This window comes from Paenibacillus medicaginis (assembly GCF_042138635.1).
Classification (GTDB): Bacteria; Bacillota; Bacilli; order Paenibacillales; family Paenibacillaceae; genus Paenibacillus; species Paenibacillus medicaginis.
This window is the reverse complement of the sequence record NZ_JBHIRY010000015.1, coordinates 16,584-43,536: the sequence shown is the minus strand read 5'-3', so window position 1 is coordinate 43,536 and position 26,953 is coordinate 16,584. Positions and strand designations below refer to the sequence as shown.

General features: G+C 50.6%; 24 protein-coding genes. 19 read left to right on the top strand and 5 right to left on the bottom strand.

The annotated features are described in order from the left end of the window. Window positions 1-116: 116 nt before the first annotated feature. The gene (locus ACE5LO_RS15695) at window positions 117-1,307 is read right to left on the bottom strand and encodes a MalY/PatB family protein (RefSeq protein WP_375520956.1); all 1,191 of its coding nucleotides are present in this window, start codon (window positions 1,305-1,307) and stop codon (window positions 117-119) included. A gap of 346 nt (window positions 1,308-1,653) precedes the next feature. On the opposite strand from ACE5LO_RS15695, the gene ACE5LO_RS15690 reads away from it, so the two are divergent. The 4 genes from ACE5LO_RS15690 to ACE5LO_RS15675 all read left to right on the top strand — a co-directional run bounded on the left by ACE5LO_RS15690 (window position 1,654) and on the right by ACE5LO_RS15675 (window position 4,807). Beyond that, on the top strand, window positions 1,654-2,724 hold the full coding sequence (locus ACE5LO_RS15690) for a sulfate ABC transporter substrate-binding protein (RefSeq protein ID WP_375520955.1): 1,071 nt from the start codon (window positions 1,654-1,656) through the stop codon (window positions 2,722-2,724). Window positions 2,725-2,757: 33 nt separating this feature from the next. Then, window positions 2,758-3,591, top strand: coding sequence for a sulfate ABC transporter permease subunit CysT (gene cysT / locus ACE5LO_RS15685; RefSeq protein ID WP_375520954.1), 834 nt, complete (start codon window positions 2,758-2,760; stop codon window positions 3,589-3,591). Between the two features lie 18 nt (window positions 3,592-3,609). Next, the gene (cysW, locus tag ACE5LO_RS15680; protein ID WP_375520953.1) at window positions 3,610-4,482 is read left to right on the top strand and encodes a sulfate ABC transporter permease subunit CysW; all 873 of its coding nucleotides are present in this window, start codon (window positions 3,610-3,612) and stop codon (window positions 4,480-4,482) included. A gap of 103 nt (window positions 4,483-4,585) precedes the next feature. Continuing rightward, on the top strand, window positions 4,586-4,807 hold the full coding sequence (locus ACE5LO_RS15675; protein ID WP_375356724.1) for a YezD family protein: 222 nt from the start codon (window positions 4,586-4,588) through the stop codon (window positions 4,805-4,807). A gap of 100 nt (window positions 4,808-4,907) precedes the next feature. Here ACE5LO_RS15675 and ACE5LO_RS15670 read toward each other — a convergent pair whose 3' ends face one another. Beyond that, on the bottom strand, window positions 4,908-5,015 hold the full coding sequence (locus ACE5LO_RS15670; RefSeq protein WP_375520952.1) for a sporulation protein YjcZ: 108 nt from the start codon (window positions 5,013-5,015) through the stop codon (window positions 4,908-4,910). Between the two features lie 346 nt (window positions 5,016-5,361). Here ACE5LO_RS15670 and thiD point away from each other — a divergent pair, with 346 nt between their 5' ends. The 3 genes from thiD (at window position 5,362) to ACE5LO_RS15655 (ending at window position 9,865) form a co-directional block, all read left to right on the top strand. Then, window positions 5,362-6,171 carry a bifunctional hydroxymethylpyrimidine kinase/phosphomethylpyrimidine kinase gene (thiD, locus tag ACE5LO_RS15665; protein WP_375521045.1) on the top strand — a complete coding sequence of 270 codons (810 nt, stop codon included), beginning with the start codon at window positions 5,362-5,364 and terminating at the stop codon, window positions 6,169-6,171. Window positions 6,172-6,410: 239 nt separating this feature from the next. Continuing rightward, on the top strand, window positions 6,411-7,829 hold the full coding sequence (locus ACE5LO_RS15660) for a serine hydrolase domain-containing protein (protein ID WP_375520951.1): 1,419 nt from the start codon (window positions 6,411-6,413) through the stop codon (window positions 7,827-7,829). Window positions 7,830-8,170: 341 nt separating this feature from the next. Then, a complete protein-coding gene (locus tag ACE5LO_RS15655; RefSeq protein WP_375520950.1) occupies window positions 8,171-9,865 on the top strand; it encodes a M3 family oligoendopeptidase in 1,695 nt (564 codons plus the stop codon). Window positions 9,866-10,055: 190 nt separating this feature from the next. Here the strand turns inward: ACE5LO_RS15655 and ACE5LO_RS15650 are convergent, their stop codons facing one another. Further along, entirely contained in the window at window positions 10,056-11,027 is a 972-nt protein-coding gene (locus ACE5LO_RS15650; protein WP_375520949.1) for a ring-cleaving dioxygenase, read from the bottom strand. 244 nt (window positions 11,028-11,271) lie between these two features. On the opposite strand from ACE5LO_RS15650, the gene ACE5LO_RS15645 reads away from it, so the two are divergent. After that, complete coding sequence (locus tag ACE5LO_RS15645; protein WP_375520948.1) at window positions 11,272-12,180, top strand: aldo/keto reductase; 909 nt, start codon at window positions 11,272-11,274, stop codon at window positions 12,178-12,180. A gap of 70 nt (window positions 12,181-12,250) precedes the next feature. Further along, window positions 12,251-12,577 carry a thioredoxin family protein gene (locus tag ACE5LO_RS15640; RefSeq protein ID WP_375520947.1) on the top strand — a complete coding sequence of 109 codons (327 nt, stop codon included), beginning with the start codon at window positions 12,251-12,253 and terminating at the stop codon, window positions 12,575-12,577. A gap of 53 nt (window positions 12,578-12,630) precedes the next feature. Here ACE5LO_RS15640 and bacA read toward each other — a convergent pair whose 3' ends face one another. Both bacA and ACE5LO_RS15630 read right to left on the bottom strand, forming a co-directional pair. Further along, window positions 12,631-13,434, bottom strand: coding sequence for an undecaprenyl-diphosphate phosphatase (gene bacA / locus ACE5LO_RS15635; RefSeq protein ID WP_375520946.1), 804 nt, complete (start codon window positions 13,432-13,434; stop codon window positions 12,631-12,633). A gap of 124 nt (window positions 13,435-13,558) precedes the next feature. Then, window positions 13,559-14,881 carry a hemolysin family protein gene (locus ACE5LO_RS15630; RefSeq protein WP_375520945.1) on the bottom strand — a complete coding sequence of 441 codons (1,323 nt, stop codon included), beginning with the start codon at window positions 14,879-14,881 and terminating at the stop codon, window positions 13,559-13,561. A 260-nt stretch (window positions 14,882-15,141) separates the two neighbouring features. On the opposite strand from ACE5LO_RS15630, the gene ACE5LO_RS15625 reads away from it, so the two are divergent. The 10 genes from ACE5LO_RS15625 to ACE5LO_RS15580 all read left to right on the top strand — a co-directional run bounded on the left by ACE5LO_RS15625 (window position 15,142) and on the right by ACE5LO_RS15580 (window position 26,950). Further along, window positions 15,142-15,909 carry a DUF1836 domain-containing protein gene (locus tag ACE5LO_RS15625; RefSeq protein ID WP_375356714.1) on the top strand — a complete coding sequence of 256 codons (768 nt, stop codon included), beginning with the start codon at window positions 15,142-15,144 and terminating at the stop codon, window positions 15,907-15,909. Window positions 15,910-16,107: 198 nt separating this feature from the next. Next, window positions 16,108-17,061: a glycosyltransferase family 2 protein gene (locus ACE5LO_RS15620; protein WP_375520944.1), complete on the top strand. Its 954-nt coding sequence runs from the start codon at window positions 16,108-16,110 to the stop codon at window positions 17,059-17,061. Window position 17,062: 1 nt separating this feature from the next. Next, window positions 17,063-17,992 (top strand): glycosyltransferase family 2 protein, encoded by a 930-nt coding sequence (locus tag ACE5LO_RS15615; protein WP_375520943.1) that lies wholly within the window; start codon window positions 17,063-17,065, stop codon window positions 17,990-17,992. A 55-nt stretch (window positions 17,993-18,047) separates the two neighbouring features. Further along, window positions 18,048-19,427, top strand: coding sequence for a lipopolysaccharide biosynthesis protein (locus ACE5LO_RS15610; protein WP_375520942.1), 1,380 nt, complete (start codon window positions 18,048-18,050; stop codon window positions 19,425-19,427). Next, complete coding sequence (locus ACE5LO_RS15605) at window positions 19,402-20,376, top strand: polysaccharide pyruvyl transferase family protein (RefSeq protein WP_375520941.1); 975 nt, start codon at window positions 19,402-19,404, stop codon at window positions 20,374-20,376. Before ACE5LO_RS15610 ends, ACE5LO_RS15605 begins: the two co-directional genes overlap by 26 nt. Window positions 20,377-20,647: 271 nt before the next feature. Beyond that, entirely contained in the window at window positions 20,648-21,190 is a 543-nt protein-coding gene (gene def, locus ACE5LO_RS15600; protein WP_375520940.1) for a peptide deformylase, read from the top strand. A 106-nt stretch (window positions 21,191-21,296) separates the two neighbouring features. Then, window positions 21,297-23,117: a cache domain-containing sensor histidine kinase gene (locus tag ACE5LO_RS15595; RefSeq protein WP_445993907.1), complete on the top strand. Its 1,821-nt coding sequence runs from the start codon at window positions 21,297-21,299 to the stop codon at window positions 23,115-23,117. After that, window positions 23,110-24,687 carry a response regulator transcription factor gene (locus ACE5LO_RS15590; RefSeq protein ID WP_375520939.1) on the top strand — a complete coding sequence of 526 codons (1,578 nt, stop codon included), beginning with the start codon at window positions 23,110-23,112 and terminating at the stop codon, window positions 24,685-24,687. Before ACE5LO_RS15595 ends, ACE5LO_RS15590 begins: the two co-directional genes overlap by 8 nt. Before the next feature lie 347 nt (window positions 24,688-25,034). Beyond that, the gene (locus ACE5LO_RS15585) at window positions 25,035-26,030 is read left to right on the top strand and encodes an ABC transporter permease (protein ID WP_375520938.1); all 996 of its coding nucleotides are present in this window, start codon (window positions 25,035-25,037) and stop codon (window positions 26,028-26,030) included. A 14-nt stretch (window positions 26,031-26,044) separates the two neighbouring features. Next, complete coding sequence (locus ACE5LO_RS15580) at window positions 26,045-26,950, top strand: carbohydrate ABC transporter permease (RefSeq protein ID WP_375520937.1); 906 nt, start codon at window positions 26,045-26,047, stop codon at window positions 26,948-26,950. Window positions 26,951-26,953: the final 3 nt, after the last annotated feature.

Below are 26,953 nucleotides of genomic sequence, written 5' to 3'. Positions count from 1 at the left end.
GTATTAGTACAACTAAAATAACCCACGGTAACCAAAGTTTAAACAAGCGATGCCCCTTCTTGCTGGGTAATCGCTTGTTTGTCGTTAATTAACGGGTGTGGTGGCATTGGGTTAAGCTACTTTTCGTCTATGCTGTGTAAACGCTTGGACACAGCCGCCTCCAGCCGCCGCATCGCTTCCTCAACAGTGGCGCGGGTGCAGCCGAGATTCATGCGCATAAATCCGTCGCCATCCGTGCCGAAGGAATCGCCGCTGTTCAAGCCAAGCTTGGCCTCCTCAATGAGGAATGAGCTTAGCTCTTTGCCTTTCAGGCCAAGCGCGCGGAAATCCAGCCACAGCAAATAAGTGCCTTCCGGCCGCCACACCTTCACCTCAGGCAGATGCCCTTCACAAAAATCGCACACATAATCCATATTTCCGCGCACATGGTCCAGGAGCGCATCCAGCCATTCCGCCCCCTCGCGGTAGGCTGCCTCTGCGGCAGCCAGACCGAGCGGTGTGGCCGAGCCCATCGCGTGAATTTCCAGGGCTTTGCTGAACTTCGCGCGCAGCTCTTTGTTCGGGATAACCAGATTTGCGGTGTGCAGACCGGCGATATTGAACGTTTTGCTAGGTGCGGTGCAAATGATGCTGCGCTGTGCCGCACCCTCCGACAAGGAAGCGAACGGAGTATGGCTGCCTGCTTCGAAAACGAGATCAGCATGAATTTCATCCGATACGACCAGCACGTTCCACTTCGCGCAGAGATCAGCCAGCTGCTGCAGTTCCTGCTTCGTCCAGACACGCCCTACAGGATTATGGGGGCTGCACAAAATCAGCAGCTTCACTTTGCCGTCTGCCATTTTGCTTTCCATATCTTCAAAATCCATGCTGTAATAGCCATCCTGCTCCAGCAGCGGGCTGCATACCAGTTCACGGCCGTGGTTTTTAACGACACTATGAAACGGTGGATATACCGGGGTTTGAATCATGACCTGATCCTCCGGTTCCGTAAACATCTCGACGATCAGACTGAGTGCCGGGACAACGCCTGGACAGAACTGAATCCATTCCTTCTCAATCTTCCAATTGTGGCGGTTCTGCATCCAGTTGATAATCGACTCATAATAGGATGGGGAGGGATATGTATAGCCAAATACCCCGTGTTCCACCCGTTCACGCACGGCGCGGATGACGGCCGGCGGTGCCTGAAAATCCATATCCGCCACCCACATGGGCAGAACGTCCTCTGTTCCGAATACAGCCGCCCGGTTATCCCATTTATAGGAATTGGAGCGGGTGCGGTCAATATGCAAATTAAAATCCATGTATAGTCCTCCCGTGTAATGTATGTAGGTCTGTTATGTTGAACTCATTTTTTTAAGTATAAAGGATTACGGGACTATATGAAAATAAAACGGAAAAAGTTCTTTACACCATCCTGGGTTTTTCATACAATAGGCATATAACACACTAATCGGGTAGGAATTATTTATAATTAAAGTTCTCACCGTACAGACGGAGGAACTCCTCAGGATACACGGGATTGGTATGATCGCAGAGATCGCCGGAATCGTCGTGCTGTCCAGAGGAATTCTTCCGTCTTTTTTTCTGCCTGTACACAGCACAATGAATTCTTTAACCAAATCAGAGCAACCGGGGGAGAGATGTTGTATGAAAAAGGGATACAAAAAAGGACTTTTAATCGGTTTGTCGCTCGTATTCACCGCCATGCTGGCAGCCTGCGGCGGCAGCTCGGCCGGGAATGACACGGTGGCGTCCCAAGGAGGCACAGGCGGAGCAGCGCCTGAAGAAGTAGAGCTGCTGAATGTATCTTACGATCCTACTCGTGAGCTTTATGAGGCTTACAATAAAGCTTTCGCGGCCCATTGGGAGCAGGAGGAAGGACAGAAGGTTACCATTAAACAGTCACATGGCGGATCAGGCAAACAGAGCCGCTCTGTGCTCGACGGGCTGCAGGCGGATGTGGTCACATTGGCGTTAGGATATGACATCGATGCGCTGCAGCAGAAAGGCCTGATCCAGGAGGGCTGGCAGGGCAAGTTTGAGCATAACAGCTCGCCTTACACATCAACGATTGTGCTGTTGGTCCGTGAGGGAAATCCGAAGGGCATCAAGGACTGGGATGATCTGACCAAGGACGGGGTCGAGGTGATCACGCCGAATCCCAAAACATCAGGCGGAGCCCGCTGGAACTATCTTGCAGCCTGGGGGTATGCCTTGAAGCACAATAACAATGATGAAGCCAAGGCCCAGGAGTTTGTGAAGGAGCTGTTTACGCATGTGCCTGTTCTGGACAGCGGCGCGCGCGGCGCAACGACAACCTTCGTGGAACGGGGAATCGGGGATGTGCTGATTGCTTGGGAGAATGAGGCGCTGTTGTCGGTGCAGGAGCTTGGGGAAGACAAGTTTGACATTGTCTATCCGTCTGTCAGCATTCTGGCAGAGCCGCCGGTAGCTGTTGTTGATAAAGTCGTCGATAAAAAAGGCACACGCAAAGTGGCGGAAGCTTATCTGAAGTATCTGTATAGCGAGGAAGGGCAGAAGATAGCGGCCGAAAACTATTACCGCCCAACACTTGAAAGCATGGCTGAACAATTCAAGGATCATTTCCCTCAGATTGAATTGTTCACACTGCAGGATGTATTCGGAACATGGCAGGAAACCCAGGAAAAGCATTTTAACGATGGTGGCATATTTGACCAGATTTATGTGCCCCAATGAGGGGATTTTGTACCGTAAAGGAGTGAACTGAGGATGGGAGGGTCTCAAGCTTCCAATAAAAAGGTGCTGCCGGGCTTCGGTCTCACGCTGGGATACACGGTGCTGTATCTCAGTCTGGTCGTGCTGCTTCCCTTGTCGGCGCTGTTGTTGAATTCGACGGGGCTGACATGGGCGGGGTTTTGGGAGGCTGCTCTGGATCCGAGAGTGATCGCATCCTATAAAGTAAGCTTTCTATGCTCGGCAGCCGCCGCTTTGATCAATCTGTTTCTCGGCCTGCTGCTGGCATGGGTGCTTGTACGTTATGATTTTCCCGGCAAACGGGTATTTGACGCGATCATAGATTTGCCGTTTGCGTTGCCTACCGCCGTGGCGGGGGTGGCGCTGACTGCACTCTATTCACAGAACGGGTGGATTGGCTCCATTTTTGAGCCCTTTGGCATCAGATTAGCTTTTTCGCAAATCGGCATTACGCTGGCGTTAATGTTCATCGGTATCCCCTTTGTGGTGCGCACCGTGCAGCCGGTGCTGGAGGAGCTGGAAGCGGACACGGAGGAGGCGGCTGCTACACTTGGGGCCGGAAGATGGCGTATCTTTCGCAGCGTGATCCTGCCTGAGCTCGTTCCCCCACTGATCACGGGATTTGCGTTAGCTTTTGCCAGAGGGATTGGGGAATACGGTTCGGTGGTATTTATTTCCGGAAACATGCCAATGAAGACGGAGATCGCTCCACTGCTGATCATGTCGAAGCTGGAGCAGTATGACTACGCCGGTGCGACAGCGGTTGCGCTGATGCTGCTGGCGATATCCTTCATCCTTCTGTTCTGCATCAATATGGTGCAGCGTCTTTCAAGAAAACAGATGGCCTGAGAAAGGGGAGGCTCAAATATGACGGATTCCGTGCAAGTATGGACCGGATCACATGTACCGCCAAGGTTATCAGGCAGAAGTGCAACCACGGAGGCCCCCTGGGTCAAATGGGCGCTTATCGGGGCTGCCTTGCTGGTGCTTTTGTGGTTGCTGGTGCTTCCGCTTACGGTCGTAATGGCTGAGGCGCTCAAGCAGGGATTGGAGGTGTATGCGGCGGCACTGCGCGACCCGGATGCGCTGTCAGCCCTGCGGCTGACCTTGCTCGTGGCGGCGATTACGGTGCCGTTGAACACCATCTTCGGCACAGCGGCCGCCTGGCTGATCACCAAATTCAAATTTCGCGGCAAAGGCATTCTCGTTACTCTGATTGACCTGCCTTTTGCTATTTCACCGGTTGTCGGGGGACTGATCTATGTGCTTGTCTTTGGAGCTCAAGGCTGGTTCGGCCCGTGGCTGGAGGAGCATGATATCAAAATTATTTTTGCGGTTCCCGGCATCGTGCTTGCCACGCTGTTTATTACGTTCCCTTTTGTAGCCCGTGAGCTGATTCCTCTCATGGAGGATCAGGGAACCCATGAAGAGGAAGCGGCCGTAACGCTTGGCGCCGGGGGATGGCAGGTGTTTTGGCGTGTTACGCTGCCCAACATCAAATGGGGATTGCTCTACGGGATCATCCTGTGCAATGCGAGGGCTATGGGAGAATTCGGGGCAGTCTCGGTCGTGTCCGGCCATATCCGTGGTGAAACGAATACACTGCCGCTGCATGTAGAGATTTTGTATAATGAATATCAATTTGCCGCTTCCTTTGCGGTAGCTTCACTGCTGCTGCTGCTTGCCCTTGCCACCCTTGTGCTGAAAAGCTGGCTTCAGCGCAAAAAAGTTCATCCCTAAGGCTTGGAAACGATTGACGGCGGTTTTTGAAGCATGATAAATTATAAACCAAGTATATAGGTTGGATAACAATGTTTTATATATAAATGAAGGAGGCGGCCGTATGGCAAAACCGCTGAAGGTGGACCAGATTTGGATGAACCGTATTGCTGAGCTGCTGGATGATATGGAATTCGGTTCACTTCATATCGTTGTCCATGAAGGGCAGATAGTCCAGATGGAACGGACGGAACGCAAGCGTTTTGGAAACACGGGTTCGGAAGCGTCAAAGCAGGTGCACGGGCGTACTTCCCCTCGGCCGCTCCGCAAGTCAGGATCAGAGTAGGGGGATAATGCTGCTTATATCCGGAAAATCCAACAAGGGTGCCTTGGCCAAAATGGCTGCAGGCGCCCTTGTGTTTTTTTCAAAATTCAGTTTTTACAAATTACACCCAGAAAGTGCGGCAGATGATAACCAGCAGGATGAACAGAACCAGGATGACACCTGTGGAAGTCCACAAACCACCACCACATCCTCTATGAATAGCGCTCAATTGTCTTCCTCCTTCCCATGGGTTAATTAGGTCGTTCCCTCATTGACGGCTAATGCTTATTTTCAAAAACAGTATATTCATGTGCCTGAATGACGGAAATCAGCAGGAGTCCATTTTGCGCCGACAAAGATTAAATAGGCGTTCTTGATGAAGACTGTTCAATTGCAACGGGGGACGGTATAATCAGGACAAACATCATCACGCTGGTATACTGTAAAAAATTCGGACAGGAGATGCGGATTACTGGGGCGATGATAAAGGCGGAAATCCTGCCTAAAAGGGGTTTGACAAGAAAGACCGACAGGATTAGGATAAATGCAGCATGGAAGTGAAGGAGAGCATGAACATGACCGTCCCTAAAACATTGACGATTGCCGGCTCCGATACAAGCGGAGGAGCAGGCATTCAGGCCGATCTGAAGACTTTTCAGGAGTTCGGCGTATATGGTATGACCGTTCTGACCACGATTGTTGCGATGGCACCCCGCACTTGGGACCATCTTGTATATCCGGTAGCCCTGGATGTGGTGGAAGCGCAACTGAAAACCGTACTGGAAGGCATCGGCTTCGATGCCATGAAGACAGGCATGCTTGGCTCCGTGGAGATTATCGAGCTGGTTGCCGGATATTTAAAGAAGCATGATCTCAAACGGATCGTCATTGATCCGGTTATGGTATGCAAAGGTACGGACGAAGTGCTGCAGCCTGAAAATACGGAAGCGATGCTGGAGCTGCTTATTCCGGGCGCAGATCTCGTTACACCGAACCTGTTTGAGGCGTCACAGCTTGCCAAGACAGGCCCGATTCGCACGGTCGAGCAGATGCAGGAAGCGGCTGCCATTATTCATGAACGCGGGGCCAGGCACGTGCTGATTAAAGATCGCGGCAAAATTAAGGAAGGCAAAGCGATGGATCTGCTCTATGACGGGCACACCTTTGAATGGTTTGAAACGGACAGCGTGAATACGAGCTTTACCCATGGCGCGGGCTGCACCTCATCCGCCGCCGTTACCGCAGGGCTGGCACAAGGCCTTTCGGTGCGTGAAGCTGTGGAGCAGGCCAAGCAATTTATTACCCAGGCAATTGCCGGCGGGTTCCGTCTGAATGAATTTGTCGGGCCAACGCTTCATGCTGCTCACCGTCTGCAGCAATCTTGAGACATTAAGCGCATATGGATTGACTCTGTGCACTGCTTCGTATGTTGTGAGAAGCTCCGTGCATGGAACAAAAGGTCGAGAACAGGAGCCAGCTCCCCATGTTCTCGACCTTTTTTCCTTCATGCCTGTTACTCAAATTTTCTCCCCGGGTATCAGGTATGATAAAATAAAATTTGTTGTTTTGACGGATATTGGCGTTTTTTTAACCAGGTTTGACGAAAGAATGGAGGACAGCTTACATGAATGGGTTGAATGAGAGAGCACTTCCCTTTATGCGCTGCTTTGTGCTTCTCTTTCTGTGTGCGGCTCTGTTTGCCGGGAGCAGTCATAATGCGCTGGCACAGTCCGGAACCATTACCGTTATGGTGGATGGGGTCGAGGCAAATTGGAATACGAAGCCTTATATTGCTTACGGCACGACATACGTCCCGCTCCGGGAAGCGGCTGGTGCACTCGGAGCAACCGTACGCTGGAACGCAAGCGCCAACAGTGCCGTTGTCCAACTGAACGGGGATGTCATTACGTACAAGCTTGGCTCCACAGCGGTTGATGTGAACGGTTACGCCTGGCAGCAATCCTCGCCGCTGCGCTATGTAAAAGGTGTTTTAACAGTGCCGCTGCGGGGTGTGATCGATCCGCTGCGCGCCACTGTAAAACCTGCCAAAACAACCGCAGGCACGCTGCTTGAAATTCAAAGCGACAGTGAAACCATGCTGAGCAGCAGCATGAATTCAGTGGATACTTACCTGCGCAATGAATCGTTCTCCGGTCTGGCCCTAGTGGCGAAAAACGGGCAGGTATTGCTCCGTAAAGGATATGGCCCGGCCGGTGATGGCAAGTTCAACCGCCCCGACATGACGACACGAATCGCATCGTTGTCCAAATCGTTCACGGCGGCTTCCGTGTTGAAGCTGTCGGAGGCAGGGTTGCTGAGTCTGCAGGACACTGTATCCAAATATATTCCCGATTTTCCGCGCGGAGACGAAATTACACTGCATATGCTGCTGTCGCATACCGGCGGGCTCAGGGCAAACTTCACTCGTACAGAGGGGATGACACTGCAGGATACCGTGAATCAAATCAAACAGCTGACCATTCAATGGGAGCCAGGCACCCGTTTTCAATACAGCAACTGCGGCTATGTAGTTCTCGCTTATATTATTGAACAGGCAAGCGGAATGACCTATGGGGATTATCTGGAGAAGAACGTGCTGGGCCCGCTGGGTCTGAAGCATACAGGCCAGGCCACCCCTGACATTTCGACGATTAAAGGCCACACCTACAAAAATAGCGTAATGGCCGAAGCTCCTTATTATGTATCGGTGGAGGGAACAGGCACGCTGTACTCCACGGTTGATGATATGCTGACTTGGAACAGTGAGAACGGATTAGACAAGCTGCTGAGCAGCGAGTCGCTGACACAGATGCTGACCCCGTATTCCGAGAAGAACTATGGATACGGCGTGCTGGTCCGGCAGGACGAATCCGGCTCCGGTGTGACTATTTATCATAATGGCAGCGGAACTGGCTACAAGACAGGCATGATGCGGGATACCGGGACAGGCTTGACCGTCATCCTGCTGGGCAACCGCGACGGGCTTGATACAGTGCCTATGATGGATGAAATCACGACCCGCGCCCATACTTCCGGTCTATAACGGGTACAAAAGGTCAAGAACAGGGATTTTACTACTGTTCTTGACCTTTTTGTCTAGCCAGCAATCCAGGATATATTCGTTGACTGTGATTTTCTGCATTTTTTAAGTCGGGATACGCACGCAGCAGCGAAGAGAACGAAGCGATTCCGGAAAAGCGGCAGCGCTCGCCTTTGTCACCGAATTTCTACCGCTAAAAATTATAATCATTGGAAATCTGGGGACAACAGCGATTGCAGGAATGGTTCGTTCTCGGAGCGTCTCAGATCTACTTAAAATGCTGGTATATTATAGCAATCGGGATGTATAATAAACACATATTGGGAAAAGGGGAGGCCTCGCCTATGAAGTTCAGTGAGATGAAATACGAAAGACCGGATTTGTCCGAATTTGAACAGCGGTTTAAAAAATTGCTGGAGCAGTTCCGAAATGCGGACCAGCCAGCGCAAAGCAAGGCGGTTATTCAGGAGCTCAACAAGCTGCGCAGCCATGTGGATACGAACTGCCAACTGGTCGAAATCAGACATTCTATCGATACTACAGATGAGTTTTATAAAAAAGAGAAAGAATACGTGGATGAAATCAAACCCGTTTTCCAGGAATACATAACCGACTATTACCGGGCGCTCGTGGATTCACCATTGCGGGGGGAACTGGAGCAAGAGTGGGGCAGTCAACTGTTCCGGCTGGCCGAGGTTTCTCTCAAAGCATTTGATCCTGCCATGATCGAAGACATGCAGCAGGAGAACAAGCTTGGCACCGAATATATGGCACTGATTGCCTCCGCCAAAATCCTTTTTGAAGGGGAAGAGCGTACGCTTCCGCAATTAACCCCATTCCTGCAGTCGACAGACCGCGATATTCGGCGCAGAGCCGCTGAAGCGCAAAACGGATTTCTGGCAGCACACGAGGATCAATTCGACCAGATTTACGACGAGCTGGTGAAGGTCCGTACCCGGATGGCCCGCAAGCTGGGATATGCCAACTTTGTAGAGCTCGGTTATGCGCGTATGAACCGGACGGATTATAATGCAGCGATGGTTGCCAATTTTCGTGATCAGGTGGCAGAGCACATTGTTCCGGCTGCTTCCCGTCTTAAAGAACGGCAGCGGCAGCGGATCGGTGTGGAGACACTTCGTTATTATGACGAAAGCTTCGCCTTTGCGACAGGCAACCCTGTCCCCAAAGGCGGACCGGACTGGATCATTGAAAACGGAGCACGCATGTACAAAGAGCTGTCTCCTGAGGTGGATGAGTTTTTTACGTTTATGAAAGACAACGGCCTGATGGATCTGGTCAGCAAAAAAGGCAAGCAGAGCGGGGGCTACTGCACATTCCTTAATGACTATGGCGCTCCTTTCATTTTTTCGAATTTTAACGGCACCTCCGGGGACATCGACGTTCTGACACATGAAGCCGGGCACGCCTTCCAGGTGTATGAGAGCAGACATTTTGACATCCCTGAATATTTCTGGTCCACCTACGAAGCTGCAGAGATTCATTCCATGAGTATGGAGTTTTTCACATGGCCGTGGATGAAGCTTTTCTTTAAGGAGGATACGGAAAAATACCATTTCGATCATCTCTCGTCAGCACTGCTGTTTATTCCTTATGGAGTCGCCGTCGATGAATTTCAGCATGCAGTCTACGAAAATCCGGACTGGACTCCGGCGGAGCGGAAGCAGGCATGGCGTTCCATCGAGCGTAAGTATCTGCCGCATAAAAACTACGAGGGTAATGATTACTTGGAGAGTGGAGGCTTCTGGCACAAGCAGGCGCATATTTTCCAGTCACCGTTTTATTATATTGACTACACGCTTGCCCAGATTTGCGCATTCCAGTTCTGGAAGCGGATGAACACGGATTGGCAGTCGGCCTGGAATGACTACCTGCGCTTGTGCCGGGCAGGAGGAAGCCTGTCCTTTACAGGCCTGGTCGAGCTGGCGGGGCTTAAATCCCCCTTTGAGGCGGGATGCGTCACTTCCGTCATCGGCGACATTGAGGTCTGGCTGGACGGTGTGGACGACCAGAAGCTTTAAGAGGTTATCCAACCTTCTCGGTGCTGAAAACCTGACTTTTGAACACGCAGTTTCAGATCCGGCCACGGAGCCGGACGAATGTTTGCGGGAGATGAACGGTTAACAGCAGCAATGGCCCGCTGAAGGCAGCAGGCAAAAGATTAAAAACCGGGACCTCCTGTTCAGAGGCAAGTCCCGGTTTTATATGTTTTTATTTTGTTGTATTCAGCGGTTTCAGATGGGCTTCAATATCTTCTCGACGGTCTTCCAGAAACGGCGGGAGGGCAAGAGCTTCGCCAAGATGCTCTGGGTCCTCATCCGTCGCAAAGCCGGGACCGTCAGTAGCCAGCTCGAACAAAATGCCATTTGGCTCCCGGAAATACAGGGAACGGAAGTAGAAGCGGTCCACGAAGCCTGAATTGCCGATTTGCAGACTGCGGATGCGCTCCACCCATTGACGCAGCTCCTCTTCATCGCTTACGCGGAATGCGACGTGGTGAACACCGCCACGTCCAAGCCGCTCAGGGTCGAGGTCGTTGCGTTCTTCAAGGTGCACCTGGGCTCCGTTCCCGCCCTCAGCTGTTTCGTAAATGACGATATCCGGCTGCCCAGTGACAAGAGAAGGATAGGAGCCAACTTTGCGGAAGCCCATCACCTTCTCCAGAATCAGCTCGGTATGCTCCGCTACGGGTACAGTCAGCTTGACCGGTCCGAGACCGATGATGCCGTATTCGGCCGGAACAGGGCTTTTATCCCAGGGCTTGCCGCCCCGAACTCCCTGATCATGCTCATCGGAAATCAAATAGAAGCGCTGTCCTTCGAAATCTTCAAATGGCAGAATTTGATGTCCTGCTTGCTCCGTAATGTTTTCATGCTTCACGCTCAACTCTTCAAACCGGTTCTTCCAGTAGGTCAAGGCTTTATCGTTCGGAACGCGCAGCGACAGGGAGGAGATGCTGTTATTCCCTCTGCGGTTCTGCCCGGCATTTGGAATTTCAAAGAAAGTCAGCTCAGTGCCTGCGGTTCCGATCTCATCAGCGTAGAACAAGTGGTACACGCGAATATTATCCTGGTTGACGGTTTTTTTGACAAGGCGCATGCCGAGCACTTCAGTATAAAACTCAAAGTTTTTAGCGGCAGAGGCTGTGAAAGCCGATACATGGTGCAATCCAAGCAATTTCATGATAAGTCCTCCTTGGTGGTTCTTTATTATTGGGTAAAGGTACTGGATTCATTATTTATCTTTATTTAAAGATATATTGTTTTGTGATAAATGTCAACACATGAAATGAAAAAAGGGGGTTACTCGTTTGTGAAGTGCTGCTTTGCGCCATGCGGGTCGGCTTGAACAGGCGGAAGTGATACGGTACGATGAGCTTGTATATAAGGTCTGGGACAACATGTGAATTATTGGGAGGAGAGAAAGCATGAAAAAGAACCGGCTTGGATCTTCCGATCTCATGGTAAGCGAAATCGGCTTTGGTTGCATGACGATTGGCACAGAGGAACAAAAAGGAGTTTATCTTATTCACGAAGCGCTTGAAAAAGGCATCAATTTTCTGGATACTGCCGATTTGTATGACAGTGGCCGGAATGAAGAATTGGTTGGCAAGGCCATGCGGGGAAGGCGCCAGGACGTTATCATTGCGACCAAGGTAGGCAACCGCCGCATTGCGGGCCAGGAAGGCCTGGTGTGGGATCCGTCAAAGGCTTATATTCTGGAGGCTGTTAAAGAAAGTCTGAAACGCCTTGGCACAGATTATATTGATCTGTACCAGCTGCATGGCGGTACACTCGACGATCCGATTGACGACACAATTGAGGCTTTTGAACAGCTGAAACGTGAGGGAGTCATCCGCTGGTACGGTATTTCTTCCATCCGGCCGAATGTGATCCGTGAATATGTGAAGCGTTCAGGAATCGTTAGTGTCATGAACCAATACAGCCTGTTGGACCGGCGGGCGGAAGAAGAAGTTCTCCCTTTGCTGGGAGATGAAGGGGTCAGCCTGATCGCACGCGGCCCTGTAGCCAGCGGAGTGCTGGCTGAGAGAGGAGCATCCAAGGCGGCGAAGGGTTATCTGGATTATAAGGAGTCAGAGCTGCTGAATGTGCGTGAACGCCTTGCAGCGTTCGCAAGTGAAGAGCGGAGCATGGAGCAGTTAGCCATCCGCTACAGCCTTGCGCATCCGGCCGTGGCGACTGCCATTCCTGGAGCGAGCTCTCCGGAACAGCTTCAGCACAACGTTGGCGCCGCTGCTGTCACGCCGTTGACGGAGCAGGAAATCAGTGAGCTGAGAAGCTTTAGCAAAGCGAACCGCTACACACAGCACAGGTAACTGTCACAGTTGCAATTTGAGCGATAATGATTACAATGAAAGAATAAGTAAACAGCAGGAGGGATGGACGATGGAGCGCATTGAATCACAGCAGCACTATCAGGAACTGATTCAGGGAGATGGACTAACGGTTATTAAATTCGATGCAACCTGGTGTCCGGATTGCAAGACGTTGGACAAATTTATTGGCGGAATCATCGAGAAGCATCCTGATAAAGAATTTTATGCCATGGATGCCGAGCAATTTCTGCCGATAGCAGAAGAAAATCAGGTTCGCGGCATCCCAAGTTTGCTGGTATTCCGCGACGGGAAGAAGATTGCCCATCTTCACAGCAAATTTGCCAAAACCCCGGCACAAATCTCTGATTATCTGGAGACGCTGGAATCGAAGGTATAAAGATGGAAAAGGATGTACCCCGTTATTCAAACACCGGGATACATCCTTTTTAGTTACAGAATAATAAAGAAAAATACGGCCGCCAGCACGAAACGATAAATAGCAAACGACGTCAGGCTGAACCGTTTCAGCAATCCAAGGAAGCTCTTGATTGCCAGCATCGCTATGATAAAGGCGGTAACAAAACCAACCGCAAATACAGGGAAATCACTGGTGGACAGCTGTTCCATGCTGCTGTACATATCGACCACCGTAGCCCCCAGCATAATCGGAACTGACACCAAAAAGGTGAATTCGGCCGCTGCCGTGCTGCTTACTTTTGCAAACAAACCGCCGGAAATCGTGGAGCCTGAACGGGAGAAGCCTGGCCACAAGGCAAGAATTTGAAATAATCCAATGATAAAAGCCTGTCTGTATGTAATTTCATCTACCGTTTCTGCGGTTGCTCTTGGATGGAATTTTTCAGCCGCAATCATCAGCAGGCCTCCGGCAACCAGACTGTATACTACCGTTTGCGGACCGAATAAATACTGCTTGATGAAGTCACGCAGCAGTACGCCCAGCAAGGAAGCCGGGATCATGGCGATGATGATATGCAGCAGATTTAGACGCGGTTTTAAGGATTGAAGCGTCTGTCTCCGGAAATCGAACATGCCCAGAAACTTTCTGAAATACAATACGACAACCGCAAGCACGGCGCCCAGCTGTACGACAACTTCAAACGTCTTGACGGATTCACTATCTGTGTTGAGATTCAGCAGGTGGGCCGTCAAAATCATGTGCCCGGTCGATGAGACGGGTAGAAATTCCGTTAATCCCTCAATAATGCCCATAATAATCGCTGACAAAAAGTCCATGTATTATACTCTCCTCCCTACACACGCATGCAGGGCACGCGGCCAAGCCGTATGCCCTGTCATTTATTTAATCATTTGTGCAGAACGAAGTAAAGTGTACAACGTTTTCCGGTGAATTTCAAACTTAGTCCGTTTCTTCTTCTCCGCTTAGACGCGACGGCTCCTCAATGATAACCTCCACCCGTCTTACACGGTTTTTGCCCATTTCGCGGATAATGACTTTGACATGACCTTCAGTATATTCTTTGCCCGTCTTCGGTTCGGGAATACGGCTGTACACCCAGCCACCGACCGTATCGACATCCTCATCATCGAGATTCAGACCAGTCAGGTCACTGAATTCGGACAGGATGACTTTGCCATCCATCAGATAGCTGTTCTCAGACAGCTTCTCGACTTCCTTGCGCTCATCTTTATCGAATTCGTCGCGGATTTCGCCGACGATCTCTTCCAGAATATCTTCAATCGTAATAATACCGGATGTGCCGCCATATTCATCCACCAGCAGCGCGATATGCACCTGTTCCTTCTGCATCCGTTTCAGCAGATCGTTGACCGGGATAACTTCCGGCACCGTAAGAATCGGGTGAATCAGGGATTTGAAATCCAGATCCGGGTTCCGGTCATGCTCCAGAAACAGCTGCTTCGTATTGATCATACCGATAATTTGGTCTTTGCTTTCCGTTGCTACCGGGAAGCGGGTATACTGCTCATCGTAAATCGTCTGCATGTTCTCTTTCAAGCTGCGGTTGGTATACAGACACACCATATCGGTACGCGGCACCATAATTTCTTTGGCCACGGTTTCGTCAAAGGCAAAGATCTTGTTCACGTATCCATACTCTGTATTGTTAATTTTCCCGCTCTCCATGCTTTCCGACAGGATAATTTGAATCTCTTCCTGGGAATGTGCCTCCTCATGCTCTGACGCGGGTTTTAATCCGAATAAACGGACCAGCCTGTTGGCAGAGCCGTTCAGAAGCCAGATGAAGGGGTACATGATGCGGTTAAACCAGATAATCGGAGGAGATGTTAACAGACTGACTGTTTCCGCTTTGCGAATCGCCAATGTTTTAGGGGCCAATTCACCAATAACGACATGCAGGTAAGTCACAATAATAAAAGAGATTATGAAAGCCAGAATATGGCCAAAATCACCACTGATGCCTAGTTTAATAAATACAGGCTCCAAAATTTTGACCACAGTCGGTTCACCGAGCCAGCCAAGTCCAAGCGCCGTTATTGTAATACCAAGCTGACAGGCGGATAAATATCCGTCCAGATTGTTGACTACCGTCCGCAGCGCTTTCGCATTTTTGCGGTTTTCCACCACCAGTTGATCCACTCGGCTGGATCGAATTTTGATGATGGCAAATTCAGTAGCCACGAAGAAACCACTCAGCACAATTAACAACGCGAACAACAATAGACTGACACCTATGTCCATATAATTTTCACTCATCCCTTTTCTGATAAATTTAAGTTCATATGAACTTATTTTAAGAACTTAAAAGAAAAAATACAACTGTTAAAAAGAAAGCTGTCAACCTTCTGAGCCCCAAATTTGTTCGAAATAGTGAAAGAATAGACCTTGATCGTCTGCTTTCTCGCCTTTTTCTTCCTCGCTCTTTACAACCTGCATGCTTAAGCGTATGATGGGTTCGCATGAACTTGAAATGCAACACGTAAGCATGAGGAGGAAGGCAAATGGAGTCCTTTACAATGACCCGCAGCGACATGGCCCATTTGCTGCTTGCGCTTGATAACTGTCAGAGCATGCAGCCTTTGGCCGTTCTTCAGGAGGCTTGGAGAAAGAATCATCAGGACCGGCTTCGTGCCGGCAGCACGCTGCCTGCCTTTTTGAGCACCGAGGTGACTCCTGTGCTGGAGAAAATCATTAAAGGAAGGCAGATCGCAGCTTTTTCCCTGCAGGAGATCGCCTCGCTCGGCCAACTAATCGAGTATAGCCATGTTTCCCTGACCTCCATGCAGAACTGGGTGAAGCGGGACTTTAAAGAATTTCTCGGATCACCACAGGTAGGGAAAAAATATTCCATCAACCAGGCAGCCGTCCTGCTCATTATAGAGGATCTCAAATCCAGCCTTGATTTTGAGTCCATCCGCAAGCTGTTTCATATTCTCTTCGGACAGCCGGGAGACGACAGCGACGACCTGATGCAGCCCATGCATCTGTATGCCGCATATTCATCCCTGTTTGAAGAGCTCGACGCCAATGGCGACGGGATGTTTGACATAACTGGTACGGGACCTGCCTCCACTTTAAAGGATGGCCTTACCGAGGATATGCTGCTGCGCGCGGCAGGCAGGTATACGGATGATCTTGTCCACCTGAGTCCGAACCAGCGGGAAGCGCTCAGGAATGCGCTGCTGGTGGCAGCTGTATCGATCCAAAATTCCTATTTCCTGTCCATGGCCCGCAGATATGTCAATGCGACGCTGTTTCTGGACTTTTAATCCGCAATGAAGAGGAATGGCTTTACGGCCATTTCTCTTTTTTTGTTCCTTACCTATAAGTTTTCATATGTACGAAAAAGTATACAAAAGTGGTATGTACACTCAAATGCTGTCAACGCTAAAATAGAATTATACAATCCAACAATTGGAAAATAATTCTTGGAAAGAGAAACGGACAGGATAGGAGGAGACCGTAGCATGTCTGATGTCTCGATCATCATTTGCACAAGGAACCGGATTGCAGATTTGACGCGCTGCATTCGATCCATTGCCGCGCAGCAGGACATTAATTATACGGCAATTGAGCTGCTGATTGTTGACGATGGCGATATCCCGGCACACAAGCTGGAGGAATACCGGGAAATGATCTCCAGGCTGCCGAACGGGGAATTGAAGTATTACAAGAAAGAGCAGCCCGGTTTATGGCTTTCCCGGCATCAGGCGCTGCCTATCGTGAACAACGACATTATGCTTTTTCTTGATGATGATGCTGAATTGGATGATCGTTTGTACATTAGACGACTGCTGGATGTGTACGGCCAGGATAAAGAAATTGTAGGGGTTGGCGGGGTCGCCAAGGGACTCAGCACAAGCCGGGCAGGCAAGCTGCTGGGTGTTTTGACATGTCAAATGTCCTCTTCGCCCGGTAAGCTGTCCCCAAGTAGTCTGGCGGGTTCGTTGATGCAATGGGGAGAGATGAAATCGGTATTCCCCACGGAGTTTTTCCACGGCTGCAATATGTCCTTCCGCCGTTATGCGTTATGTGATATGCAGCTTTATCCGTGGATGACCAGCTATGCAATAGCAGAGGATCTGTACATCTGTCATCTTGCAAGCCGTTACGGCAAGCTGGTTATCGATCCGAAGCTTAAAATCACACATCATGAATCCCCGAGCTCGCGGGATAAGGCAGGCAAGGTCGCCAAAGCCACGGCCGTTAACCATTATTATTTGCTGCAGCTAAGAAAAGCAGGGCTCTGGAATTACATTGCGCTACTGTGGACTCTTTCCTATTTGATGCTCAAGCAGGCCTTTAAGAGAAATTTCAACACGGTAGCCGGGTATGCTCAGGGTGTTCTTTTTGTCCTGAATCCGCGCAAGCAGAAATATCTTGAATATACGGCTTCCCTGCCCCGTGATAGGGGGGCCTGACTTGACCGAAGGAGGGAATCTGATGATAGCCTTGTCCATTGCCATTTGCACGCGCAACCGTGAGGATGACCTGAAGCGGTGTATCTCCTCCATCGCACAGTCCAAGCTGCCGGCATCCGGCCTGCAGGCCGAGGTGCTGATTGTTGATGACGGATCGCTGACGGAAGCGTTCCTGAAGCAACAGGAACAGGTTCTGAAGCCGACGGGAATGGAACTGCGCTACCATCGCAAGGAGCAGCCGGGGCTATGGCTGTCAAGAGTCAAGACGGTAGAGATCGCCAGAGGTCACATCATTCTCTTTCTGGATGACGATGTGGAGCTGCCTGCGGATTATATTCAGAATTTGATGCACACCTATGCGGAATATCCCCAGGCTGCAGGAATCGGCGGGATCGCGCTGGGCATGAGCAACAGCTTTTTCGGCACCATCCGCTGCTTGCTCTCTTTTCAGCAATCGCCCTTTAAAGGGAAGCTCTCGCTCAGCGGCCAATCCGGTTCCATGTATAACTGGCATAAGGCACGCAAGACGTTCAAAACCGAATTTTTCCACGGCTGCAACATGTCCTTCCGCAAGGATGCGATTCGCGAATTAAAGCCGGTTCCCTGGCTGCAAAGCTACAGTATCGGTGAGGATCTGCTCCTGTCCAGCATTGCATTGAAGAACGGGCCTTTGTATATTAACCCTCTTTTAAAGCTGCTGCATCATGAATCACCGTCCTCCCGCGATAATATGGAGCATGTGGCCTACACACGTGTGATGAATCATATTCATCTGCTCAAGCATGAGCAGTCAGGACCGATCAAATATGCGGCACTTTGCTGGACTACGCTGTACCTGATGTTCAGAGAAAGACCAAAGAAGAATAACTCCGCAATCAAAGGTTATAAAAAGGCGTTAAAAGTGATGTTCTCCAATGAGGCTGCCGGTTAAAAAGCGGCTGCAGGATTGGAGGCTAATATAGAAGCAGAGCAGGGATGTGAGGACGATGAGCGTCTGGACGGCAGCCAAAACAGTCTTTACAGGCGACAGCCTGGCCAAAACGATTATGCGTACCAGCTTTAACAATTTCTTTGTGCTGATCGTTACGACGCTTACCTCGATATTAACCGCACGGATGCTTGGGGTTGAGGGGAAGGGAGAATTGGCGGCAGTGCTTTTCTGGCCTGCGTTGATCGGCAGCGTGCTAAGCTTCGGCCTCCCCACCTCCCTCATTTACAACGTAAAAAAGAAGACAGGCAGCTCTGAGGAACTGCTCGGATTATCCCTGTGGATACAGCTGCCTGCCTGTTTGCTGGCAGGGGGAATCGCCTGGCTGTTCATGCCCATGTGGCTTAACGGATACTCCCCGGACATCATTCAACTGTCACGATTATACTGTCTGGCCGCCATCCCGTTGGCGGTGCTGACGGCATTGACGACGGCATTGTCCCAGAGTCTAGAAAAGTTCGACGTATATAACGGGCTGCTTTTCCTGTACCCGTTTATTAATTTTGCGGGGCTGGTTACAGTTTGGCTGCTCGGATTCCTTGATGTCCATATGGCGGGGGCCATCAACTTTGCAGCCAGTCTGGCCGCGCTGCTGTGGGCGTTTTTCAAGCTGCGCCATGGAGTGCATGTGCGCTCGTTCCGTTTGTTCATCGATAAAAAGGTTTTGCGCCCCTACTACAGCTATGGAGCCCGGGTGTACGGCATGGAGCTGATGGGAACGCTGTCCACGCAAACGGACAAAATTGTGATTGTTGCCCTGCTGTCGCCGCGTGATTTCGGGCTGTACTCCGTTGTTTATGCTTTATCCAGAGTATTCAATGTGGTGCAGAATGCGGTGACGAACGTAACCTTTCCACGGGTAACGGGATTGTCCCAACCAAAGATTATCGAGACCGTCGGCAGAGCCTTTCGCATATCCATGGCCATTATGCTCGTTGTCATAGTTCCGAGCCTGTTCATCGGCAGGTATATGCTGGGCCTGCTGTTCGGGCCCGCTTTTCTGGAGGCGGATGTGACCTTTTATCTGCTCTCGCTGGAATGCATTATTGGCGGAGGCTCCTGGATTCTGGCATCTGCATTTAATGCCCTTGGCCGTCCGGGCCTCGTGCTGATTCGCCAGATTGCAGCCTATGCGATCACCGTCGCCATGTTCTTCGTATTTACACCATTGCTCGGGCTGGAGGGCATTGCGCTGGCGCTGCTGGCCGGAGCCTGTGTCCGCCTTGTCTTTTCCGTGTTCTCTTTTCCGGTGTTCTTCAAGATTCCGCTGCGACGGATCGTCTTTGACAGGGAGGATATTGCGTTCCTGATCCAGATTATACAAAAGAAGCGAAAGAAGGGGGAACTGAACGATGGCGAGCTTGCATCCAATGGATGAGCTTAAAGAGAAGCTGAAAGCAATCCTTGAGGTGGTGCCTCCGGGATCGGAAGTTATTTATGCGGATTATCCGGTGTATAACAACGGCGGCGACCTGCTGATTATGAAGGGGACGGAGAAGTTTTTCCATGATTATAATATCAAGGTTCGTGCCCGCTACAGTGAAATGAACTTTCCCGACAAGCTGAGCGTTCCAGACAACTGCATTATTATATGCCAGGGCGGTGGGAATTTCGGCGACTTGTACGCCAATCATCAGCAGATGCGGGAAAAGATCGTACGCTGCTTTCCGTCCCACCGGATTGTCGTGCTGCCGCAGACCATTCATTTTGAAAATGAGCGCAAGGCTGACATGACCGCTGCACTTTTCAACAATCACCCTGATCTGCACCTCTTCGTCCGGGACATGCGCTCCTATGACTTTGCGATGGCGAAGTTCCATAACTGTCGGGTCCGCCTGTGCCCGGATATGGCGCATCAGCTATGGCCGCTTCAGCCGGCCTCCCGGCCCGCGAAGGACGTGCTCTATTTTCTGCGTACAGATTCGGAGACTTTTGCCGGGCAGCAGCATATTGACAAAGAGGCCGACGACAGTAACCGGCTGGATTGGGAGACGCTGTTCACACCATCGGAAGTTCGAGGTATCCTGTATTTCCAGAAGTTTTATAGTCTGGACAAGAAGCTTGGCGGGCTGCTTCCGGTTCGTTCATTCTGGTATAAATATACCGATTATTTGATGAATAGGGCGATTAATCTGTTCAGCTCCTACAGGGAGGTGCGCACCTCTAGGCTGCATGGTCATATTCTGTCCTGTCTGCTGGACATGCCAAATGTGGTGATCGATAATTCTTACGGGAAGAACTCGCAGTATTATGAAGTCTGGACCGCAGGAAATCCGAAAGCGGGACTGCATGGCGCCCCCGAAAGCAAGCTGGAGCAGCCGTCCTGAACACGTCGATATCGTAATATCTTTTACAGGACAGTTCCATGCGGAGCTGTCCATTTTTTTTTGTAAAGCACAAGCGCTTCACCAAGGATATGGCAGCCTGCATAACAGATATTTTGACAAGCTTGCCGGGTCGTCGATATAATTTTACAAAAGACGCCATAGGAAACTTTTCACAGTGAGATCAATGTCTTCATATTGAATGTTGCACAATTCTAGCAAGGAAGTTGAGGCAAAAGGAATGAATAATCTGCCGGTTCCCGGGATTCTTTTCATGAGTGATATTGTGCGGGAAGGAGACTCCATCCTGCGCAAGCGTACAGAGCCTGTATCCCTGCCGCCAAGCAGTGAGGACCGCCGCTGGATGGAGCTGATGCTGGACTATCTCAAGAACAGCCAGAATGAAAAGAGAGCCGCCGAATACGGTCTGCGGGCCGGGGTAGGCTTATCAGCCAATCAGATCGGCCTGAACAAGCGGATGTGCGCCGTTTATATCCAATCCGGGGAAGAAACCGTTGTCTGCGAGCTGTATAATCCGAAAATCATTAGTCATTCAGCCGCCATGATCTATCTGGAAGCCGGGGAAGGCTGTCTTTCGGTGGACCGTTACGTGCCGGGTTATGTCCCCCGTTATGCCAGGATCAAGGTCAAAGCAGCGGATGCACAGGGGAGAGAGCAAATTTATACGTTCAAAGGATATACGGCCATCGTCGTTCAGCATGAACTGGATCATCTGGACGGAATGATGTTCTATGACCGCATCGCCAAGGATAATCCGTATGCCCTTCCCCAGAATGTATTTATAGAGCCTGTTTAATGCAGCACTACAACCTCCAGGATGACGATATACAAAAGGAATTGAGATGAGACCAACATTCCTCTGTTTATTTAGTTGCTTATGGAGGTTTCTTGGCTTCAGGAATATGAAAGCGCTTATAAAACAGGAGGCGGCATGTGTGGGAAGAGTACCGCGAATGATCAACAATGTCCGGATGCGGAACAAGCTGCTGTTTTCTTATGTGGTGATCGTGATGATCCCCGTGCTGCTCGTTGGAGGAGCCATGATTGTCTATCTGCGGGAGCAGGCGCTGCAAAGCGCCATTGCACAGACGGTCAACAATGTGGAGAAGATTAAAACCCAGACAGGCAATCTGCTCCGTGTGCCAACGGACATATCCAACCAGCTTATGTTTGACAGCAATTTAAACGCTATCGTGAACACACGATATGGGGGCATGCTGGATTTGACCAGAGCTTATCATGAATTTGACGACTTCAAGGAATACAGGGAACAGTACCGGGAAATCGACAGCCTTCGCTTTTATTCGTTTAATTCGACACTGGTCAACAATCTGGAGTTCATTCCCGTGGATATCGATACGCAAAATGCATATTGGTTCAAGAAAGCACTCACGGGGACGGAAATTCGTTGGTACTACATTCGTGATGCCAAAGACGATCTGCTGAATAAGCTGAGTTTGGTCAGGCAAATTCCGTTCCCGGAGCACCGGACGAGTGGTGTGCTTGTCATCGGCATTAATCAGAACGAATTGAACGGTATGCTCAGCAAAGAGCCCTTTCATACGATGATTGCCGACGAGCAGGGGGTTGTGGTTGCCGCCAAGGACCCGGATATGGTGGGAAGGACGCTGAAAGAGCTGAAGCTGGGCTTTGATTTTCATAACAAAGGCAAAGGAACCTATAAAGCTGAAGTTAATGGGGAATCCGCTAACATTGTTGTGGACGAACTGCTGCCACAGTCGAGCAAAAGCGGCCTGAGGATCATATCCGTATTCTCCACGGCCAGTATTGTAAGCGGGGCCAACCGTATTAGTCTGATCGGCTTTATTTGCATTCTGACGGTGCTGGTTGCGGCGCTTGTATTGGTGTCGATGATATCTGTTCTGATTACAAGACGCCTGCAGCGGCTGCGTGAAGATTTGAATGCGGTGGCGCGCGGAGATTTGAATGTGGTTACCAGAGTGGATGGCGGAGATGAGATCGGCGATTTATCGCGCCAGTTCAACCGGATGGTGGAGAGCATCCATCAGTTGATGCAGCAGGTAGCTGATACAAGCGAAAAGAACAGCCGGCTTGAACTGGCGCAGAGGGATATCAAGCTGAAAATGATGGCTAGCCAGATCAATCCCCATTTCCTGTTTAATGCGCTGGAATCGATCCGGATGAAAGCCCATATGAGGGGAGAAAAGGACATCGCAAGGGCTGTGCGGCTGCTGGGCAAGCTGATGCGTAAAAATATAGAAATCAAAGGTGGATATACGACACTGCGGGAGGAACTGGAGATGGTGCGCTCCTATCTCGAAATTCAAAAATTCCGTTATGGGGAACGCCTGAACTATGAAGTGGTCGCGGATGAGGCGGTATTGCAAGCGCCTATTCCTCCGCTGATCATCCAGCCCCTGGTGGAAAACGCGGTCGTGCATGGTCTTGAAAATAAGGAGGAGCCGGTTACCGTGATGGTGAGCGTGCAAATGAGCGGCGGTTGCCTGCATACCGAGGTGACGGATAACGGCAGCGGCATGGAGGCGTCCAGGCTGGAGCAGGTCGAGGCTTCCTTCAAAGGAGAAGAAGAGCCGGAAGCCGGCCGTATCGGCATGCGGAATGTGCATCAGCGCCTGACCCTGATGTACGGGGAACAGTACGGGATTCGGATGGACAGCAAGGCGGGAGAAGGAACGCGGGTCTGCTTTACTTTACCTGTGGAGGAGGAGGCAAATGTATAATGTACTGATCGTTGACGATGAACCGGCAATTCGGGAAGGGCTGACCACGATTATGGATTGGGGCGCTCTCGGCTTCAGAGTGGCGGATACGGCGGGCAGTGGCAGGGAAGCCTTGGCGAAGCTTGAGCGCGTACAGATTGATCTGATCATTATGGACATCAGGCTTCCAGGCATGAACGGACTGGACGTCATCCGGAAAATACAGCAGGAAGCGGCGGGAATACCGTTCCATTTTCTCATATTAAGCGGGTATGCCGATTTCGAATATGCGCGGCAGGCGATCAGTATCGGAGCGGACGGTTATTTGCTCAAGCCGGTCGACGAGGAGGAAATGGCGGAGGAGCTGCAGCGCATATACCGTATGCTGGAGAGCAGGGAGGCTGCCGATGGAAGGCATGACAGGTACAGCGATTATCTGGAAGATTTGCTGCTGAATGCCTATAAAGGCGGGGAAGGAGAGCCCGGGCCCGTCCCTCCGGAGCTTCAATGGCCTTCTTACCAGGTGATCATGCTGGATATCCGTCTTCCTGATACGGACCGGATGGGCAGAATGGCGTTGGCCAGGGAACAGCTATCGAACATGTGCCGTGAGCGGAGTTACGGCTTCGTTTTTACAGCAGGCGGCCATACAGGCATTTTGCTGCGGCGGCCCTTGGAGAGGCCGGAACAGGCGTTAGAGCTGATGAGGGAAATTCGGGAGACGCTGTCTTCCTGTGCCGCAGCCGTATATGCGGCGGCCGGCCGGGAAGTAACCTCTCTGGGGCAGCTTAAAGCCTCCTGCGATGCTGCGGGCTTCCTTTTGGAACGGCGATTTTTGTTTCGGGGAGACAGGGTTCTGCTTCATTCCGACTGGGTGGCCCTGGGACAGAATGCGCTTGAGAACTCCGGGGACACGTTCCTTGAGACTGAATCAGGGATGCCACACAGGGATTTGGCGGACCGGCTTTATTATGCGCTGGAGATGGCCAATGAGGATACGGTTGCCCAGATCTTGCAGGACATGGAGAAGATGTGCTTATCCCATGGGGACAGCGAGCAGTCTGTCAAAGAGGGCTTTGCACGAGTTATGACGCTTGCTCTGGATAAATATATGGCAGGACGGGAACGGAGCAGTTCTTCCCTGGAACCGGCCAGCCTGATTGCGGAAGTCTATGGGCAGCGCTCACTTCCCGAACTGGTGGAGCAGGTGCAGCTGCGGCTGAAGCAGTTGACGGCGAGCTTGGGCGAAGGCAGCAAAGAGGCGGTCATGAAGCAGATTGTGAACTTCATTCATACACATTATGGGGAAAATCTGAAGCTCGAGCTGCTGGCGGAAACCTTCAATTATAACAGCTCCTATCTCGGGAAACTGTTCAAGCAGCATACCGGAGAGCCGTTTAACCTTTACCTGGATAAAGTGCGAATCAGGAATGCCAAGCGGCTGCTTGCCGAAGGAATGAAGGTGCACGGAGTGGCGCAGCATGTGGGCTATGCCAATACGGACTACTTTCATGCAAAATTCAAAAAATATGTAGGCTGCTCTCCCTCCGCATACCGAAGCTATAACCGGAAGAAGGGGCAGACGGAGTGAATTTCAGAAGAGGTGAGGCCCGGACCTGTGTCCGGGTTCTTTTTGGTAAAGGGCAGTTACAGAGGTAGTTCAAAAAGTCATCTTTTGATCACGAAGTAAGTCAGGAAGCGGACTCGACATCGAATCTTGAATTCAGCCGGGCCTTCCGGTGCTCACGTACCCCAAGTACGCTCCGCTCCTCAGTCCCTAGCTTCATCCAACCTTCTCGGTGCTGAAAACCTGACTTTTTGAACACGCAGTTAAAGTGGAAATCTCTAAAAATGACCGGATTTTTCCTCTAATTTAGCAGGTATCAAATTGCGAATGTAAGCGGTATCATCTTGGTAACATGTAAAAGGGGGATTGTCATGGACACGTTAACCAAACCGGCGCCGCGTAACAATAGGGCTTCCCGCAACACATCCAAGGGCAAAGCCGGTTCGAAACGGCACAAGGCCGCTTTTTGGAAAACCGCAGTGCGGCAGAAGTATCTGTACCTGATGTCGGTGCCTTTTGTCATATGGGTGTTTGTTTTTAGTTATCTTCCTTTATGGGGATGGACGATGGCATTCCAGGATTATAAGCCGGCTCGTTCCTTCAGTGAGCAGAAGTGGGTAGGATTCAAGCATTTCGCAGAGCTTTTTCAGGACGAACGCTTTTACCTGGTGCTGCGCAATACGCTGGCCATGAGCGGGCTCAGCATTGTTTTCGGTTTTGCCATACCTATTCTGTTCGCGGTTCTGTTGAATGAACTCAGGGGCATGGTGTTCAAAAGGTTTGTGCAGACGGTTTCCTATCTTCCCCACTTTGTGTCCTGGGTCGTTGTGGCAGGCCTAGTTACCAAAATGCTGTCCATTGACGGCGGTATTGTCAATGACGTGCTCATGGGACTTCACCTGATCGACGAGCCGATCCAGTTCATGGCAAAGGGGAGCTGGTTCTGGTATATTGTAACCGCTTCCGATGTGTGGAAGGAAATGGGATGGAATACGATCATTTATTTGGCGGCTATTACTGGCATCGATCAGGAGCAATATGAAGCCGCCCGGGTGGATGGAGCCAGCCGGCTGCGGCAGATCTGGCATATTACGCTGCCCGGCATCCGGTCCACCATTGCAGTGCTGTTCATTATGTCCATCGGTCATCTGATCAGCATCGGCTTTGAAAAACAATTTTTGCTCGGTAACAGTCTGGTCATGGATTACTCGGAGGTACTGGATCTGTACGCCTTGAATTACGGTCTGAACATGGGCAGGTTCTCCTACGGAACAGCCATCGGCATTTTTAACTCGGTAGTCAGCATCATCCTGCTCTTCACGGCTAACGGCCTGTTCAAGAAGTTCACGAAAGAAAGCATTATGTAAAGGAGGAGCTCCATTTGACCAATAAAGCCTTTAATGCGACGAGATCGGAGAAGCTGTTTGATGTCTTCAATATTCTGTTCATGATGATGGTGCTTGTCATTACGCTTTATCCTTTCCTTAATGTGCTCGCCATTTCGCTTAATAACTCGACCGATACCGTTCGTGGAGGCATTTATATTTGGCCCCGTCAATTTACACTGGAAAACTACAAAACAATCTTTCAATATGAGGGGCTTTTACAGGGCCTGCAAATTTCGATCCTGCGCACGCTGGCAGGAACGCTGCTGGGCTTGCTCAGCGCTTCGATGCTGGCTTTCACCCTGAGCAGAGTGGATTTTCAGGGCAGAAGATTCGTTTCCGTATTCCTTGCCCTGACCATGTACTTCTCCGGCGGTTTGATTCCGGTTTATATTCTGATGCGGGATCTCCATTTGATCGGCACCTTCTGGGTGTATATTTTACCTGGAATTGTCAGTGCGTTTAATGTATTTGTCGTACGTTCGTTTATCGATGGTCTGCCCTATGCCCTGCAGGAATCGGCCAAACTGGACGGAGCCAACGATTTTACGATCTACTGGAGGATTATTCTGCCTCTCTGCAAGCCCGTATTGGCTACCATTGCCCTGTTTCTGGCCGTTGGCCAGTGGAATGCATGGTTTGACACGTATTTGTACAACGGCTCGAAAGAGCATCTCACTACGCTCCAATATGAGCTTATGAAAGTGCTCCAGAGCACCCAGCAGGGTGGCAGCGGAGCGGCCCGAAATGTCAACGACATGGCTCAGCAAATGACGCAGATTTCGCCGGAATCCATCAAAATGGCCATCACGATTGTGGTTACATTGCCGATTCTGCTGGTATACCCGTTCCTGCAAAAATATTTTGTCGGAGGTATGACGCTGGGAGCAGTTAAGTCCTGAACC